Source organism: Wolbachia endosymbiont (group A) of Yponomeuta plumbellus, from assembly GCF_947251575.1.
Classification (GTDB): domain Bacteria; phylum Pseudomonadota; class Alphaproteobacteria; order Rickettsiales; family Anaplasmataceae; genus Wolbachia; species Wolbachia pipientis.
The window spans coordinates 1031474-1048928 of the sequence record NZ_OX366353.1; the positions used below are offsets into that span (position 1 = coordinate 1031474).

At 36.1% G+C, this 17455-nt stretch carries 13 protein-coding genes and 1 tRNA gene; 10 read left to right on the top strand and 4 right to left on the bottom strand.

The window, feature by feature from the left end; genetic code table 11:
* Positions 1–134: 134 nt before the first annotated feature.
* The 3 genes from OPR39_RS05045 (at position 135) to terL (ending at position 4646) form a co-directional block, all read left to right on the top strand.
* The gene (locus tag OPR39_RS05045) at positions 135–812 is read left to right on the top strand and encodes a polysaccharide deacetylase family protein (RefSeq protein ID WP_265039291.1); all 678 of its coding nucleotides are present in this window, start codon (positions 135–137) and stop codon (positions 810–812) included.
* Positions 787–2361, top strand: coding sequence for a penicillin-binding transpeptidase domain-containing protein (locus tag OPR39_RS05050; protein ID WP_015589167.1), 1575 nt, complete (start codon positions 787–789; stop codon positions 2359–2361). The genes OPR39_RS05045 and OPR39_RS05050 overlap by 26 nt, the downstream gene beginning before the upstream one ends.
* A gap of 833 nt (positions 2362–3194) precedes the next feature.
* Positions 3195–4646, top strand: coding sequence for a phage terminase large subunit (gene terL, locus OPR39_RS05055; protein ID WP_265038812.1), 1452 nt, complete (start codon positions 3195–3197; stop codon positions 4644–4646).
* A gap of 389 nt (positions 4647–5035) precedes the next feature.
* Here terL and OPR39_RS05060 read toward each other — a convergent pair whose 3' ends face one another.
* The gene (locus tag OPR39_RS05060) at positions 5036–6061 is read right to left on the bottom strand and encodes an LD-carboxypeptidase (RefSeq protein WP_015589333.1); all 1026 of its coding nucleotides are present in this window, start codon (positions 6059–6061) and stop codon (positions 5036–5038) included.
* A complete protein-coding gene (gene lipB / locus OPR39_RS05065; protein WP_141456645.1) occupies positions 6061–6678 on the bottom strand; it encodes a lipoyl(octanoyl) transferase LipB in 618 nt (205 codons plus the stop codon). The genes OPR39_RS05060 and lipB overlap by 1 nt, the downstream gene beginning before the upstream one ends.
* A 251-nt stretch (positions 6679–6929) precedes the next feature.
* On the opposite strand from lipB, the gene OPR39_RS05070 reads away from it, so the two are divergent.
* The 3 genes from OPR39_RS05070 (at position 6930) to OPR39_RS05080 (ending at position 8830) form a co-directional block, all read left to right on the top strand.
* Positions 6930–7163: a DUF6290 family protein gene (locus OPR39_RS05070; RefSeq protein WP_012673333.1), complete on the top strand. Its 234-nt coding sequence runs from the start codon at positions 6930–6932 to the stop codon at positions 7161–7163.
* A 163-nt stretch (positions 7164–7326) separates the two neighbouring features.
* Positions 7327–7401 carry a hypothetical protein gene (locus tag OPR39_RS07130; RefSeq protein WP_320109782.1) on the top strand — a complete coding sequence of 25 codons (75 nt, stop codon included), beginning with the start codon at positions 7327–7329 and terminating at the stop codon, positions 7399–7401.
* Between the two features lie 235 nt (positions 7402–7636).
* Positions 7637–8830, top strand: coding sequence for a phage portal protein (locus OPR39_RS05080; RefSeq protein WP_265039294.1), 1194 nt, complete (start codon positions 7637–7639; stop codon positions 8828–8830).
* A gap of 54 nt (positions 8831–8884) precedes the next feature.
* Here the strand turns inward: OPR39_RS05080 and OPR39_RS05085 are convergent, their stop codons facing one another.
* Positions 8885–11428: an AsmA-like C-terminal region-containing protein gene (locus OPR39_RS05085; RefSeq protein WP_265039296.1), complete on the bottom strand. Its 2544-nt coding sequence runs from the start codon at positions 11426–11428 to the stop codon at positions 8885–8887.
* Between the two features lie 3 nt (positions 11429–11431).
* Positions 11432–12919 (bottom strand): murein biosynthesis integral membrane protein MurJ, encoded by a 1488-nt coding sequence (murJ, locus tag OPR39_RS05090; protein ID WP_265039299.1) that lies wholly within the window; start codon positions 12917–12919, stop codon positions 11432–11434.
* 150 nt (positions 12920–13069) lie between these two features.
* Here murJ and OPR39_RS05095 point away from each other — a divergent pair.
* The 4 genes from OPR39_RS05095 (at position 13070) to OPR39_RS05110 (ending at position 17418) form a co-directional block, all read left to right on the top strand.
* A tRNA-His gene (locus OPR39_RS05095) sits at positions 13070–13145 on the top strand.
* A gap of 187 nt (positions 13146–13332) precedes the next feature.
* Entirely contained in the window at positions 13333–15255 is a 1923-nt protein-coding gene (gene mnmG, locus OPR39_RS05100; protein ID WP_141456648.1) for a tRNA uridine-5-carboxymethylaminomethyl(34) synthesis enzyme MnmG, read from the top strand.
* An 8-nt stretch (positions 15256–15263) separates the two neighbouring features.
* Entirely contained in the window at positions 15264–16931 is a 1668-nt protein-coding gene (locus tag OPR39_RS05105; protein ID WP_015589327.1) for an aminopeptidase P family protein, read from the top strand.
* Positions 16932–17052: 121 nt separating this feature from the next.
* Positions 17053–17418 (top strand): hypothetical protein, encoded by a 366-nt coding sequence (locus tag OPR39_RS05110; protein ID WP_064125381.1) that lies wholly within the window; start codon positions 17053–17055, stop codon positions 17416–17418.
* Positions 17419–17455: the final 37 nt, after the last annotated feature.

Below are 17455 nucleotides of genomic sequence, written 5' to 3' on the forward strand. Positions count from 1 at the left end.
TAAGGATAATCACTTTTTTCTTACTATATTCAAGTACGGCTTTTTGTAGTGATTGTAATTTTAATTTACCATACTGTGGGCTCAGTTGTAATCTAGATCTATCATATAGAAATTTAAGTAATATAAAAAAATTATTGAATAACGACGATAAGTTTGTTGCGCTTACGTTTGATGATGGACCTTCCAACAATAGAATAAACGATATTATTAATGTTCTGGAAAGCTATGAAGCAAAAGCAACATTTTTTGTGCTTGGTGAACGTATAAATGAAAAAACGTCTGAAATAGTAAAGAAAATTCATGAATCAGGTCATGAGTTAGGCAATCACTCTTGGTCGCATAGGAAGTTGACATCACTTTCAAGTGAGGAACAATTGCAAGAATTGGAAAAGACAAATACAGCAATTAAAAATGCAATAAAACAAGATGTAAAATGGTTTCGTCCGCCATATGGATGTTATGACGATAATCTGATTGAAAATACTGATCAATTAAATATGTATTCAATATTATGGACAGTTGATTCGCTAGATTGGCAAGGTGATAAGCCAGAAACTTTAGTTGAAAGAGTTTTAAGTAATGTACATAATGGAGCAGTTATACTGTTTCATGATCACAATAACAGGTCAAACACAATTGAAGCTTTACCTCATATTATTAAAATACTAAAAAAATCAGATTATAAGTTTGTGACCTTAAGTGAGTGGGAAAAAAGGGTTTGTAATACGGTAAAAGCCAGAAGTGTAACAATAAAAGAGGGGAAAAAGTGTGTTTTGAAGGAATGTTATGTGGACAAAAAACAAAGTCTTTAACCGCAGAGCATTCATATTAGGTGGTATTCAGCTTACCATTTCTGCGGTTTTTAGTTGCAGGTTATATAATTTACAAATACGAAACAGACAAAAGTACGAAGCACTATCTAATAGTAATAGAATAAGAGTTGCTACTATTATGCCTAAGCGGGGCAAAATTTTAGATAGGAATAGCATTGAACTTGCGGTAAACAAAATTTCGTATGTTGTTTTGTTTGATGGTTCTGGTAAGGAAGTTGATTTGCAGACATTATCAGAAGTCGAGTCTAAAATAGCAAAATCGTCAGAAAAAATAACTGCTCTTTATAAACGTTATTACCCGTTTGGTTCAATGTGTTCTCATGTAATCGGATATACAAAAAGACAGCAAGGCATAAGCGAAGTAGGAATCAGCGGTATTGAATATACATATGATCATATATTGAAAGGCAAGTCAGGAAAATCTGAGCAGGAAATAAATTCTAAAAAACGCGTCATAAAAGAATTATCAAGCATACCACAACAAGACGGACAAGATGTACAACTGACAATTGAGATTAATCTGCAAGAGAAAACCGCAGAGGTATTTAAAGATCACCAAGGCTCCGCAGTGGTAATTGATGTAAATAATGGAGAAATTTTAGCATTATATAATTCACCTTCTTACGATAATAATCTTTTTGCTAGCAGGCTATCAAATGAGACTTGGGAAAACTTGAATGCTCCTTCATTACCGCTTGTGAATCGTGCGTTATCATATCAAATTCCACCTGGTTCAATATTTAAAGTAATAGTTGCGCTTGCGGGTTTAAAAGACGGGATAATAACACCAGAAGAGAAATTCTCGTGCAAGGGCTATATGAAAATAGGTGAGCGGAAATTTCGTTGTCTGAAAAGCAAAGTCCATGGGTATGTATCTTTAAATGAGGCAATGGCATTATCATGCAACACTTACTTTTATAATATAGGGAAAAAAATAAGTGTAGACTCTCTAGTAGAAATGGCCAGAAAATTTGGTATTGGAAGTGGGCCACTGATTGGAACGTTTAAAGAAGAAGCTCCAGGGTTGTTGCCAGATAGAGATTGGCGTACACGAAAGCTATATTCGCAGTGGTATTTAGGTGACACTATCAACTTAGTTATAGGACAAGGGTATATGCTTACAACACCACTACAGCTTGCAGTTCTTGCAGCGAGGATTGCAACAGGAAAAGAGGTAATTCCCCACATTGAGATGAGTAAAACGATACAAGATTTTCCCGATATTGATGTGGATTGTGAGCATCTTAGCATAGTTCGAAAAGCTATGTTTGATGTGGTGAATTCTAAAACTGGAACCTATAAGAAAGGGCTAAGCGGTATACAAATTGCTGGCAAAACCGGTACACCAGAAATAAACTCTAAGGGCGAAAGTCATAAGTTATTTATCGCCTATGGCCCTTACCATAACCCGCGCTATGCAATCTCTGTGTTTATAGAACACGGCAAAGCCCCACGCCAAGATGTTGCAATTGCTAATGAGATATTTCAGTATATGCTTGAAACTATGAGTATTAAACTTCTTGCATAACCATATAACAAACTTTTATTGGGAATAGAAACGAAAAAACTTCCTTGACACCCTTCGCCAGCCCCCTTATCATAACAGTGAAGCTATTGTATTTGCTTTCGCCAATCTGCAGATTAAAAGGTAAGGATTACTTAATGTATCGGCGTCTTATGTTCAATTTTTTGCAGTATATAGATACTGTATGTCTTTACAAAACTTCATCTACATCTAGATTTTTATCTAAATAAGCTGAACGCGCTTATAAAGCGTTACAAGACATCAAAAAATGCCAATACTCGACAGAGATAGTAAAAGACTAGCTAACTCGGGGATTCTTTGTCTTTTTTTCTGCTTAGTAAATTTCTTAAACATTTGCAGCGTAAGTTAGTTGCAATTAAAAGCGGCTGAATCTCGCTTGTCAAGCGTTTAAAACATAAAAAACGCCAATATTTTAAAGCAGATAATAACCCCAGGGCTTCTTTTGCCTTTTTTTTCATTTAGTAAATTTCTTAATATTTATGGCTAAACGACAACCGTCATCCCGCTACTTGTTAGCGGGATCTATGTTGAGAGATACCGCGGCGGTATGACGGTGTAGATAGTAATTCGTCATCCCGCTGCTTGTTAGCGGGATCTCTTGTTAGCGCCGCGGCGGTATGACGTAGGATTGTTGTCATTCCACTACTTGTTAGCGGCTGAGATACCGCGGCGGTATGACGGTTCGCGGCGGCATAGTAATTCGTCATCCCGCTGCTTGTTAGCGGGATCTAGAGATACCGCGACGTCTCACCTATAGCCTTCAGTGCTCCTTTTTTTGTCATCCCAGCGTCACGCGTTGGTTTCAACATTATATCATGAACTTTCTAAAATTCATTGAACTGTGCTTTCAAACGGTGGTGCCGGGGTGTGAGTATAATGATTATCAGTATATAAAAGTCATAGCAGACAGACTTGAAGCGGCAAATGTTGGCAAAATGAGGCGAATAATATTCAATATGCCTCCGCGTTCAATGAAGTCCCTGTGCGCTAGTGTTGCGTGGCCCGCATGGATACTGGGAAACCAACCAACTGCGAGAATAATAGTTGCAAGTTATTCTCAGCGGCTCAGCGAAAAGCACTCGCTCGATACAAGATGCATAATGCAGTCTAGTTGGTATAGAGCGCTATTTCCAGAGATAGAACTATCCAAAGACCAGAATACAAAATATAAATTTCAAACAGTGCAGAGAGGATACAGAATCGCAACATCAGTTGGTGGAACACTAACTGGTGAAGGTGGTGATTTTATCATTGTGGACGATCCGCTCAGTTCTGCTCAAGCTTTGAGTGAAACGCTTAGAAAGCGTGCCATAAACTGGTTTGATCAGACTTTAGTAACCAGGCTGAACGATAGAAAAAAAGGAGTCATCGTTCTTGTAATGCACAGGCTACACCAGGAGGACTTAACTGGACACCTTCTCTCCAAGCCAAAAAACATATGGCATCATATTTGTTTGCCAATGATTTCTGAAAATAAGCAGGTTATTTATTCAATCAAAAAGCCAATGCCTCCCGTTCCTGTCATCCGAGTAGCTCAGCACTGTGCGACCAGGCGATTATATAATAAACCAGCGTCACCTGTAAGGATATTATATTCAAGAGAAGAAAGTCAGTTGCTATATCCCCTAGATGGAGGAAAAGAAGAAATTGAGATGATAAAGGTTGAACTTGGGAGTTACGCTTTTGCTGCTCAATATCAACAAAACCCTCTGCCGCTTTCAAGTGGTATAATTAAACCAGAGTGGTTGAAACGCTATAAAAAATTTCCTGATAATCTCTCGCATATAACACAAAGTTGGGATACTGCGGTTTCAACAAGCAGCATGAGCAACTTTAGCGTCTGCACCACCTGGACAAAAGTGGGCAATAAATTCTATTTACTCGATGTATATCGCGCAAAGCTTGAGTATCCAAAGCTTAAAGAGCAAGTTCTGTCACTAGCTGCAAGATGGACACCGCACGCAATTTTAATCGAAGCAAAAACAAGTGGTCAGCAATTGGTGCAAGAGCTAAAGACAAACAGTGATTTACCAATTATCGAAATAGTACCACATGATGACAAACTCACTCGATTTTATCAAATTGTTCCGATTATAGAGTCTGGCAAGGTTTTTCTGCCGCACCAAGCAGTATGGCTGAACGATTTTGAGTATGAGATTTTAATGTTTCCTGAAACTCGACACGATGATCAAGTGGATAGTACCGTGCAATATTTGCAGTGGGTGAGAAACAGTACCTCCAGGGTTGCAGCTATACGAGCATTGTGATTTGAGTCTACCAGTACTGGGATGACAGCTAGGAGACAACCGTCATCCCGCTGCTTGTTAGCGGGATCTAGAGATACCGCGAATGAATCGCGGTATGACGGTTCGTGGTGGTATGACAGTTCGTGGCGGTATGACGGTTCGCGGCAGCATGACGATAAGCTCGTCATCCCGCTACGTGTTAGCGGGATCTATGCTAAAAGATACCACGGCGGTATGACGTAGAACTGCTGCTTGTTAGCGGCTGAGATACCGCGAATGAATCGCGGTATGACGGTTCGCGGCGGCATGACGGTAAGCTCGTCATCCCACTACTTGTTAGCGGGATCTCTTGTTAGCGGATGAGATACCGCGAATGAATCGCGGTATGACGGTTAAGTACGTGTTAGCGGCTAAGAGATACTGCGGCGGCATGACGTAGAGCTCGCGTTAGCTATAAGATTAGCTAAATTCTGCACGTCCATAAAAAACAAACCTTCTTTTTCGTCTTGAACGCTAATAATAGCGTGAGTGTTAAAAGGTAAAGGATCATTTGTATGTCCATGGCCTACCCCTTTCATTGTAAATACAGGAAAGTTAACACTTTTTGCAAACCTTTCTTTTACAACTTCAACAAGGTTATCGTTATAGCAGTTAACGAAATCCCCAAAGATTACTGCATGTACTCCATCAAAGATGTGAGCTTGTTTTAGGTGATCTAAACTGCGCTCTATTGCGTATGGGTAGACTCTTATGTCCTCTAAAAATAGAATTTTACCTTTCGCATTTATTTGCCAAACAGTTCCTATACTGTTTTCAACTAAAGTCATATTACCACCGATGATTTTAGACTTTAATCTGCCATCTTTTAGTCTAATGCCATTATTTATCATCTTTAGCTTATCAAATCTGATAGAATCCTGCTTGTTAAGAATTAACTCTTTCAATTTTTTAACAGAGCTTTCAGAAATGGAGTTATTTACTATCATTTCCAACATGGTGCCGTGAAGAGTTTGCCAATTATATTTAGCTTGTAGATAGGTGTGCAAGGCAGTTATATCGCTATAGCCTATGAGGATTTTTTTGTTTTGAGCAATCCTTTCTTTTTTATCATTGGGTAACTTTTCTAGATAGGGAATTAACCGAGAAGCCCCTTCTCCTCCTCTGATACACCAAATTATTTTACTGTCATTAGTTAGTGCACTAATCAAATCATTTGCTCTGAATTCATCAGAGTTGGAATAAAATGGATTATCATTACTATATATTTTCTCCGAAATATGGGGATTAAAATCCAAAGCTTCTACATATTCTTTTATAGTAGTCAGATCTGATTCTTTTCCCTTCGAAGAAGGAGCAATAATATCAACTTGGTCGATTGCATGAATACCTGTGTTAGCACATAAAGTGAGAATGAAATATAAAAGGTAAACAATCATTAAAATATCTTATAAAACTCTTTTTTTAGTATATCATCCAATTCAGAGAGTGGAACTTTCACTCCTAGTTCTTCCATTGACGTGACGCCATAATCTTGCAGTCCACAAGGAATAATACCCTTATAATGAGAGAGGTCTGGAAAGACGTTAAGCGCTATGCCATGATAAGTTACCCATTTTCTTAAACGGATACCAAAAGCTGCAATTTTTTTTTCTACTCCGTTATGGTTTACCCAAATACCTATTCTATCTTCTCTAAACTCTCCAAGTATATTAAATTGCTTTAAAACATTTATGATCCACTTACTTAGATCTCTAATATATAGCTTTATATCGCATTTGTTTCTTTTTTTAAGGTTTAACATTAAATATATAATGCGCTGTCCTGGACCATGATATGTGTGTTTACCACCCCTTCCTGTTTTATATATGGGAAATAGTTTTTCAACAATATCATCAGCTGTTGCACTGATTCCTGCAGTATAAAGTGGAGGGTGCTGGAGTAGCCATACCAATTCGTCTGCTGAATTATTGTGAATTTGTTGAATTTTCTCTTCCATGGATTTTACAGCACAGTTATAATCAATAAGCTGATTAGATATTAGCCATTCTGTCATATTCTATTTCTTTTTTTTTAGTATAGCAGTTCGTTTTTTCCTGTTATTCCAGTGTGTGACACTGGGCGCAGCCTTTCTTATTCCTAATATACTTAATACTAACTTCTGTGCTATTTCTCCTTAACAAACATAGTACATGACAAATGTTTAATTATTTGTCAACACAGGTCCTCTTTACGTATAGGCAACTTTTTTTATTGAAAAATTCAGAAAAATGTTGTATAATTATTAGTAGATTTTAGGTAAAATATATGGCAAACTCAAAATTTAGCATAACTTTCAACAACGAAATTTCAGAGTGTCTTGCTGGACTGGCTAAAATAAGAAATAAGTCCATTAAAGAACTAGCAGAGAAGCTAATACAAGAAGCAATTGAAAATGAGGAAGATAAAATACTAATTGAGCGTGCTGCTAGACGTAATGTTTCAGGTGTGAAGAAAATTAGAAGTGAGGATGTAGACTGGAATACAATATTATCTTCATAGAAAGCGTTCTTGAGAAAGACCTTCCAGCTCTTCCAAAAACAATAAGATTAAGGATCATAAATGCGATAAATAAGCGCCTTACAGTTGATCCATTAACCTTGGTGAGCCATTATATTACAGATTTAAAGGACAAAGAAGATTAAGGGTAGGTGATTATCGCGTTATCTATTCCGTAAATATTATAAAATATGAAGTGGTTATCACAGAGATAGGACACAGAAAAGATATTTATAAGTAAGTACATCATATAAATATTAAATATATTTTTACTCCTTCCTGATTCATTTTCTACCTTAGGTGGCTTCGCTCAGCTCAAAAAAAAAGCTCATTCTTTTTGCTACCCCTTATTGTGCCTGCCATTTAACTACTGTGTAGAGATTGCTCTCAAACATAATGTTCGTACGTTAGTATATCCTTCCTGTGACACCAATTGATATAATTCTACCACAAATTCAATTTTTTAGGAGGCACATATGAATTTCAACATCTTTCAAAGAAAAAAAAGCGCAGTATTTACTAAATATTCTGCTTTGCAACTAATGATGGAGCCAAGTTGGAGTAAGCGTGATTATGTAAGTTTTGCTGAGGAAGGTTACATAAAAAATGTTATTGCCTTTCGAGCAATCAATATGATTGCAAGTGCTGCATCTTCGGTACCTCTTACTCTCTGCCAGCTTACTGAACAGGGAAAATCGCAACTAAAAGCCCATCCATTACTGAAATTACTTTATTCTCCTAATCCAATGACATCAAAATCGGAATTTATTGAGGGGATTGTAACTTATCGGTTAGTTAACGGCAATTCTTATATATTGATGGTTGAGTCGCAGAACAATAGAAAACTACCAACAGAGCTTTATCTTCTGCGCCCCGATAGGGTTGAAATTGTTCCAGGGAGAAATAACGTTCCTTATAACTATCGTTATGCCATAAATAACAACAGTTATGACTTTAAAGTTGATAAACTAACCGGACGTTCAGCAGTGTTGCACCTAAAGACCTTTAACCCTTTGAATGATTGGTATGGGTTATCACCAATTGAGGCGGCTGCATATAGTATAGATCAGCATAATCAGGCTGGTGCTTGGAATCAAGCGATGTTGCAAAACGGAGCAAGACCAAGTGGTGCAATAGTTGTAAAATCAGCAAAAGATGGAAGTGGTGGAAGTTTAAGTCAAGAGCAGTACCAACGCTTAAAAGCACAGATAAATGATCATTATTCAGGTCCTGTCAATGCTGGGAGGCCGATATTGCTTGAAGGAGGCTTGGAGTGGAAAGAAATGAGCTTATCACCAAGGGATATGGATTTTATTGAGTCCAAACACAGTTCAGCTCGTGATATTGCCCTGGCTTTTGGCGTTCCGCCGCAGTTGCTTGGCATACCAGGTGATAACACTTATAGCAATTTAGTCGAAGCACGCTTGTCCCTTTGGGAACAGACGGTTTTACCAACGCTAGAAAATATTATCTGTCACCTGAATTCTTGGCTAACACCAAAATTTGGTGAAGATCTGTGCTTGTCGTACGACAAAGATGCAATAGAGATTCTCATGGAAAAGAGACAAAAGTTGTGGAAATACGTAGAAAACGCAAGCTTCATGACGCTCAACGAAAAGAGAGAAGCATTTGGCTTGCCACCACTGCCAGGTGGTGATGAGTTAGGTTAAGTTTGTACCCGTTCAGATGAGTTCATTGTCTCCTAAACCGTACGCCTAAGTAAATCAACTATTTTTCTTGCCAACCAGAGCGGTGAAGATTTGGTCTACATCAAAACTCATCTTAGGACGCCAAATAGGGCCATCCAAATGCATATCGATATAGATTGGATTACTATAATTTGGTGGTATGAAAAAGAACCTGAATATAGAAGCTAAAGCGAAGTTAGATAAGGTTAAATTAGAAGAGATTGACCCTGATGCTTGATCAATCCCGAATTGTAAACTAGTTGAACATATACCACTCTTAATACTTGCTTTTCCGCTAATATTTTCAAAAGATGTTTTACCGTTATATATATCAACATAAGCAAGTGTGGAAATTTCAGATTTATTCTTACTGCTTAACAAATTAGTGATAAATGAATTGAAATCTACATTAGTAACTTCTATTCCTTGCGCTTGTAAGTTTACATCTCCTGATAAGTTACTAGCCCAATCATGAAAACTTTTTCCTTGAGTTTTGATTTCACCATTTAAGCTTACCTGACCATTTACATTGTCAATTCCTATAACCTTACCAATCTTTTTAGTGTCCAAATTTACAATAGAAAACCTTGTATTTATTGAGTCTGATCTTAAATAACCCTGAAAAAACACTTGCCCGTGTTCTAATACGTAACTTGCCTGCCTGATAGTGATAGTGTTGTTTCTCATTACCGCATCCAAATTAAAATCTTTTAAAACATTCTGCTCGGTTTTAAATTCTGCAGTATTGATTTGCACATTTGCATCAAAGCCTTCTTTATCATACAAAAAATCAAGCTGCTTTGTTGACCATTGAATTTGATCTATCTCATTTCTTGAATTTCTTTTCGTCTCTACTAAATTCGGTAATTTAAAGATATTTCCATTAAATTTACTGCCCGTAAGGTTAACATCTAATAAAGGTTTGGCGTATTTTTGATCTGCTAATATTTTTGCATTACCGGTAATATCGAAATCTTCTCCAGATAGTTTTATTTTATCTGCAACTAGCTTACCTTTTTCCATTTTCAGCAAAAAATCCAAATTTTTAATTTTCGTATCATTCAATGTAAGGTTATTAACACGGGCCTTTATATTTGCATCATACTGAAAATTTTTCAGCCATTGCATTTTAGGTAAACTGCTAAATAATGAATGATCATATTTATCTGCATCAAGATTATGCATGCTAAATTCACCATTGACCACATTGTGTTTTTTTGTATGGCTTACTCTAATTGACCCTTGCAAGGATTCCTTATTATTTAGCAGTCTAATGTCTGAGATAGATAATATTCTTGGTGCAAGGTGCAGTTTAGAACTTAGTGTAAATTGATTTTTCTGGTTTTCTTTCATCTTTATAGAAGGGAAAAAACATGAAATGAATGACTCAAAATCATTTCCTTCGACTAATAAATCACCGTTGAATTCAGATAGGACATTATTGTTTGAGATCTCTCCTGATAAGTAAGATATATTATTGATTCCAGGAAATTTAAGAAGCGTATTAACTTTTACTTTGCCATCAGTGGATTTTAGTACAGCACGGAAATTGTCCAATATTTTGTTTTGATATTGAATGTTAGAAGCTTCCATATTAAAATTTAAGCTCAAGTTCTTTGGCACAACTGCTCTAAAACATTCCAGAAGATCCTTCATATTCATTGTTCTTTGTGAATCATTTTGTATGGAATCTAAATCAACTTTACTGAAGCTAATATTGAAATTAGTGTGATTGCCTTTTCTATCATTTTGTATTGTACCTCTGGCTTGCATGCTTTTGGAATCAATTTTTAAGTCAGTTGCCGTAAACTCACTTTCATTAAGACTTATATTGGATGATATCTTGATATTTTCGCTAGGAATAACACAAGAGAGAAAGCTAAGATTAATGATTTTTGCTAAATCACTCACAGAACCGGAACTGTTATTAATTGTTAATGTTAAATTACCCTGGAGTTCTTCTTGATTTCTATTACCTGTAAATAGCAAATTTACAAAATTTGATTCAACACTAATGTGTACATTCCTTTTTGTGATATTAACCTTTCCTGAAAAATCGTAATTATTATCACCTACCTTTACTTTACCAAAAAACTGCTTATTTTTTTTTACAGCAACTTCCTTTATGTTAACAATATCAGCGAAATCATTCTTGAAACTTACTTGGCTGTCTTTTATTACTATATCGACTGTGTTACCACTGGCGTTTGTATTTATAATATTAAGTAAATTTTCTTTGTTGCTTTTCATGCCAAACAATGTGATTGACTTTGGTTGCAACGAAAATAAAAACAACGATAGGAACGATGGCCTTATTTCAATTTTTCTTACACTAATTAAATCTGACAACTTTTGCTCTTTATTTTCGTTGTATTGTACGTATACATTATAAATAGTGAGCTTTGGGGTAATCAACGAAACTTTAATTTTTCCCCCAATATGCACTTTAGCATCATACGTCTTCTCTAACTCTTTTATGATATATTTCCTGTAGCCACTCCAATCCTTAAAAGTTGCAGCAACATGCATGAGAATTAATAGCAGTGAGATTGATAATATAGCATATAAAGAAAGTCTCATAATTTACACATGCTTAAAGTTTCCCTTAAATATTAAATAGAGAATACCAAAATAAACAATAACACTCAAAGCTATTAAAGTCGTTAAATAAACAATACGAGCCAACATTTTATCAAAAAATAATCCTGCCAACAAAGAATTAAAAATATAAAGGGCTATTGACATGACTGCCGTTGCTACAAAAATTTTCATGACATTTAACAATAACGCTTGGCTAACCTTATACATTTTATTTATTGTTAAATAACTAATTAATAGAATAGAGTTTATCCAAGTGGAAACGGAAGTAGCAATAGCAATCCCCGTATGCTGATACTCGTTCATTAACAAAAGGTTTAGCACTACATTAATTCCAAGACACATTAGCGAAAATATGGTTGGTATTTTCAGATTGCCTTTAGCAAAAAATGTAGGTAGCAATACTTTATTTATAATAAATGCAGGTAAAGAAAGAGAAAATGCTATTAAAGTGGGAACAGTTTGCTGCACTGCATAATGATCAAACCGGCCGTAAGAAAAAAGCGTAAGTAAAATTATGTCGGGAATAATGATAAAGGCAGCAGTTGTTGGCATAATTAACATTAATCCTATGTTGAGAGCCTTGTTCTGTATTTTGACTATATTTTCAGTATTATCCACCTGTTTTGAAATTAAAGGAAGAAGCACTGTACCAATTGCAGTACCGATTATTCCCTGCGGTAGTTGATTTAGTCTATCGGCATAATATATATAGGACACCGCATTTGGTATAAAACTCGCCATGATTGTATCAATCCATAAGCTTATTTGAGTTACACAATTGTTGATAATTGCAGGTACCACACGCTTAAAAAACAACCTTACTTCATTGCTTAATTCAAGGCTAAAAGAAAAAGCTGCCTTTAACTTGTATGCACTAAATAGCATCAGCAACAATTGAAAAACTCCTCCTATCAGCACAGCTATAGAAAGGTTGTGCGCTGGAGTTTTTACGTAAGGCACAGATAAACTGATGATTAAACAGAGATTCAAAACAATTGGTGCAATAGCTGTTGAAGCAAAATGCTGCTTTACTTGCAGCATTCCACCAATAAGTGATGCAATTGAAACAAAGATTATGTAGGGCATCATAATTCTTGATAAAGTAACAGTAAGGGTAAACTTACTTTGGTCAAATCCAGGAGCAAAAATTTGAATCATATAAGGGGAGAAAGTTTGCATAATAAGGCAAAAAATTACTAAGATAATAAACGTAATGGATATTACACTACTTGCAAAATTAAATGCCTTTTTATTATCATATGATTCTGTCGAATATAACGGTATGAATGAGGTAGTGAACGCTCCTTCTGCAAAAAATGCTCGAAATAGATTGGCAAAGCGAAACGAAGAAAAAAATATGTCTGCAAGAGAGTTCGCACCAATAACCGTAGCAATTAATACATCCCTTATTAACCCTGAGATCCTTGAAATAGCCGTAAAAAAACTAAATGTGAAAATACTTTTAAACATACCACTACTTCATTAGTGTCAATACGATTAACTATAATGGTAAAAGTATCAATGAAAATATTTATTGGCTAAACTTAAAACCCTCTGCAAAAAGAGAGTTAAATAATCAATTGACTATTTGCGCTCTTATGTTAGAAATTTTATATCTTGGCGGGCGTAGCTCAGTTGGTAGAGCGTCAGTTTGTGGTACTGAATGTCGCCAGTTCGATCCTGGTCGCTCGCCCCACTAAAACCCGATAATTTGAAAAACCGTCATCCCGCTGCTTGTTAGCGGGATCTAGAGATACCGTGACGGTATGACGTGAGTTAGCTATACATTGGCCACTGATGATTGAAATAGTTAATTACTGTAAAATTTGACATTAACCGCTAATAGTTAGAATATTAGTAGAGTAAGAATTACTCAAGAAGGCATGCATAAATATGATGTAGTAGTAGTAGGTGGTGGTCATGCAGGGTGCGAAGCTGCTGCTGCTGCAGCTCGCCTTGGTGCAAACACGCTGCTTATAACTCATAAAATTTCAACTATAGGGGAAATGTCCTGCAATCCAGCAATCGGAGGAGTTGCAAAGGGTGTTGTAGTCAGGGAAGTTGACGCTCTTGATGGAATAATGGGAAGAGCAATCGATCAAGCAAGTATACACTCAGTCATTTTAAATAGCAGCAGAGGTGCAGCAGTATGGGGCCCGCGTGTACAGGCAGACCGAAAATTATACAAGCAAGCAATACAGGAAATTATTCTAAATTATAATAATTTGACGGTAAAAGAAGAGTCGGTTGACGATTTTCTTATAGAGAGTAATAACAATGGAGAATTGTGCATTAAAGCTGTAATAACAAGCTCAGGGGAGCATATACTGACAAGCAAAGTCGTTTTAACTACAGGAACTTTCCTGCAAGGTGTGATTCATATAGGAGAGCAAGCAACTCCTTCAGGGAGAATGGGAGATAAGTCTGCCGTAGAACTTGCAAATACGTTGAAGAAATATAATTTCAAATTAGGTAGACTGCGTACCGGAACTCCACCAAGGCTCGATCGTGGCACTATAAACTGGTCAATATTGCAAGAACAAGTGGGTGATAACCCACCTGTGCCGTTTTCTTACTTAACAGAAAAAATTAACCAACCTCAGGTATCATGCTTTATTACCCATACTAATGAAAACACGCATAAAATAATCAGAGAAAATCTCCACAGGTCAGCTTCTTCATATTTAGATGACGTTGTTGCACCAAGATACTGCCCATCAATTGAAGTTAAAGTTAAAAAATTTGCAGAAAAAAGTAGTCATCAAATATTTCTAGAGCCAGAAGGCCTGAATGATGATACTATATACCCGAACGGAATTTCAAATTCATTGCCTATTGAAGTGCAGTGTGAAATGATAAAGAGTATCAAGGGACTTGAAAATGCAGAAATACTAAGACCTGGATATGCAGTTGAGTATGACTATATTGATCCACGAGAACTAAGCCATACTCTTGAAACTAAGAAAATTAAAGGCCTATATTTTGCTGGCCAAATTAATGGCACTACTGGATATGAAGAAGCAGCAGGGCAAGGAATTATTGCCGGAATTAATGCAGCACTCTCTGCATCTGAAAAAAAAGAAAGCTTTGTTCTTCATCGCACAGACTCATATATCGGCGTAATGATAGATGATCTAGTCACCAAAGGGGTGATCGAACCTTATAGATTATTTACCTCACGTGCAGAATATAGGCTAGCTATCAGGTCAGACAATGCAGATAGAAGATTAACACAAAAAGGTTATGATATTTCCCTTGTTTCGCATGAGAGATACTCTGTTTTACAGAATAAACTTGAATCCATTAAGCAGCTTGAAGAGAAGTTAGGGAGTCTGACGATTACTCCTGAGCAGCTTAGGTCTTATGGTATCAAAATATCTTATGATGGGATAAGAAAAACGGCACTAGATTTACTTAGCTATCCAAACATCGACTGGAATAAATTACAAGAAATATGGCCGGAGTTAAGCAGCATCACGCGCTGGGATGGCACCGCAATGGGTAGCATAACTAAGAATGAAATATGCGAAGCGGTTGAAATTGAAGCAAAATACAAACCTTATCTAATAAGACAAGAAGCGGATATGAAGTTTTTACGAGAGGAAATTAACACTCAAATTCCAATTGATTTTAACTATTCACAAGTTAAAGGCCTGTCAAGTGAAGTAATAGAAAAGTTGCAGACGATAAAACCAGCGACGATTGGCATTGCAAAGCAAATACAAGGCATCACTCCTGCAGCGATAGTGAGCATATTAGTGTATTTGAGAAACAGGAAAACGAAAGTGGCTGCTAATTTTGTGTGAGGTGTTCTATGTCAAAAATCGAAGAATTTCGTTCTTTTATGCGTGCAATAAATGCTGAGGCGTTTATGTTGCACACCAAAGATGAATATTTAAATGAGTATTCAGAGGAGCTAACAAAGCTGTGTGGCTTCACAGGAACAAATGGGCTGCTCATTGTTACAAAAAACAACAAGTGCCCATTTTTTACGGATGGACGCTATATCACACAAGCTCACAATCAGCTCGATCAGGGCAATTTTCAAGTATATAATATACAAGAAGAGGATCCACGCGAATGGATAAAAGCAAACTTAACATCGACTGCCTCACTAGGTTATTATTTGCAATATTTTACCATAGAAGATATAAGAAAGTATGAGAATATCTGTAAATTAATACCCTGTTTAGCTGGAAAAAAAAGTGACTATCGAAAACAAGCAGTGGTTTTACATTCTATTGAACATGCTGGTGAAAGTAGTAAGGACAAATGTGAAAAAGTTGCCAAAAGCATAGATAAAGAAGCTGAAGCAGTGCTTTTAACTGATCCAAATTCAATTTCATGGTTATTAAATTTAAGAAATGAAAATGCTAAATACACTCCATGTATATTGGGCCGTGCTATATTGTATAAAAGCGGTAATGTTAATTTGTTTATTCAAGATAAAGAACATTCAACTATAGAAGCAAATTTAGGCAATCATATAAATATTTTTGATATTAGTGAGCTAGAAAATTCGCTGCACAAGCTAAATTCAATAGTCATGGATCCAAGCACAACTCCAATGAGTATCATGGCTGTAATAAAAGATAAACAGGTAGCTGAGAGAGAAGATCCTTGTCTAATTTATAAAGCAGCAAAAAACCAAACTGAAATAGCTGGGGCTATAAATGCGCATATCAGAGATGGAGTGGCAGTTACAAATTTTCTATCTTGGCTTGAAAATAATGTTGGTACAGAACTTGAAGCTGAAGAAAAGATTTTAGAATACAGAAAAGAGCAGAATTTGTTTAAACAATTGAGCTTTCCAACAATTTCCGCATTTAATGAAAATGGTGCAATAATTCACTATCGTGCAAGCAGTAAGACGAATAAGGTAATTCAGAAAAATGGACTATATTTGATTGACTCTGGTGGCCAATACCTTAGTGGCACAACTGATGTGACAAGAACTGTAGTAGTTGGTAATCCGACCAATGAGCAAATAATCCACTATACAATAGTGTTGAAAGCTCACATTGCTATAGCAAGTGTCATCTTTCCCCCCGGCACTACTGGTGGAGAATTGGATATATTGGCACGTACGCATTTATGGAAATTTGGAATGGACTATATGCATGGTACAGGGCATGGAGTAGGAAGTTACCTATCAGTACACGAAGGACCACAAGCAATATCAAAAAGTAATAAAGTGAAACTCACGCCAGGGATGATACTTTCCAACGAACCTGGCTATTACATTCCGGGAGAGTATGGAATAAGAATTGAAAATCTGATATATGTTGACAGGCAAGAGAATGGCTTCTTAAACTTTAAACAACTGACCTCTATTCCATATGATAGAAGACTAATAAATGTGCAAATGCTTACTAAGGATGAAATTGAATGGATAAATGGCTACCATCAATTTGTCTATAAAAACTTAGAAAATAGCGTAAAAGATAAGGAATGGTTAAAGAAGGTATGTGACCCTTTATAAGCAAAGGAGCATTTTTTATTATTTAAAAAGTATTAATGCAATTGTGACAGGTATTTTGTATTGTTTTTAATTTTAAAATAATATATAATAAAGAACACGTATTTTTAGGTAGGTTATAATTATGATAGACAAAGGGCAAGAAGATGAATTTATGAAGCAGTATATGGATACTTGCAAAGAGCAAATAGAAAAATTAGCCAAGGATCCTGAATTGCTTAATCAGACTTTAAAACCATTTATGCAAATGTCTCAGCAGCTTATGGCTGGCGGTATGTTAGAAGGGGCTATGCCTGGCATGATACCTGATTTGGGCAGTATGGATGTTAACAAGATGATTGCTCAGATGAAGGAAATGATTGACTACATAAGAGGTAACTATAAGGAACTAATGAAAGAGCATAGCTCGCAGATTCAAGAGCTTGATGAATCCAGTAAAAAGCTAAGAGGCTTAGTTAAAAAATTGATAGAAAAGATCGAAAGTAAATAAATAACATCTGGATTTCTGTCATTCTATATACAACTTT

What these genes read in the sequence shown, in the direction of transcription:
- OPR39_RS05050 (WP_015589167.1), top strand. Translation starts at nt 787, where the DNA reads ATGTGGACAAAAAACAAAGTCTTTAACCGCAGAGCATTCATATTAGGT.
- terL (WP_265038812.1), top strand. Translation starts at nt 3,195, where the DNA reads ATGAACTTTCTAAAATTCATTGAACTGTGCTTTCAAACGGTGGTGCCG.
- OPR39_RS05060 (WP_015589333.1), bottom strand. Translation starts at nt 6,061, where the DNA reads ATGATTGTTTACCTTTTATATTTCATTCTCACTTTATGTGCTAACACA.
- lipB (WP_141456645.1), bottom strand. Translation starts at nt 6,678, where the DNA reads ATGACAGAATGGCTAATATCTAATCAGCTTATTGATTATAACTGTGCT.
- OPR39_RS05070 (WP_012673333.1), top strand. Translation starts at nt 6,930, where the DNA reads ATGGCAAACTCAAAATTTAGCATAACTTTCAACAACGAAATTTCAGAG.
- OPR39_RS05080 (WP_265039294.1), top strand. Translation starts at nt 7,637, where the DNA reads ATGAATTTCAACATCTTTCAAAGAAAAAAAAGCGCAGTATTTACTAAA.
- OPR39_RS05085 (WP_265039296.1), bottom strand. Translation starts at nt 11,428, where the DNA reads ATGAGACTTTCTTTATATGCTATATTATCAATCTCACTGCTATTAATT.
- murJ (WP_265039299.1), bottom strand. Translation starts at nt 12,919, where the DNA reads ATGTTTAAAAGTATTTTCACATTTAGTTTTTTTACGGCTATTTCAAGG.
- mnmG (WP_141456648.1), top strand. Translation starts at nt 13,333, where the DNA reads ATGCATAAATATGATGTAGTAGTAGTAGGTGGTGGTCATGCAGGGTGC.
- OPR39_RS05105 (WP_015589327.1), top strand. Translation starts at nt 15,264, where the DNA reads ATGTCAAAAATCGAAGAATTTCGTTCTTTTATGCGTGCAATAAATGCT.
- OPR39_RS05110 (WP_064125381.1), top strand. Translation starts at nt 17,053, where the DNA reads ATGATAGACAAAGGGCAAGAAGATGAATTTATGAAGCAGTATATGGAT.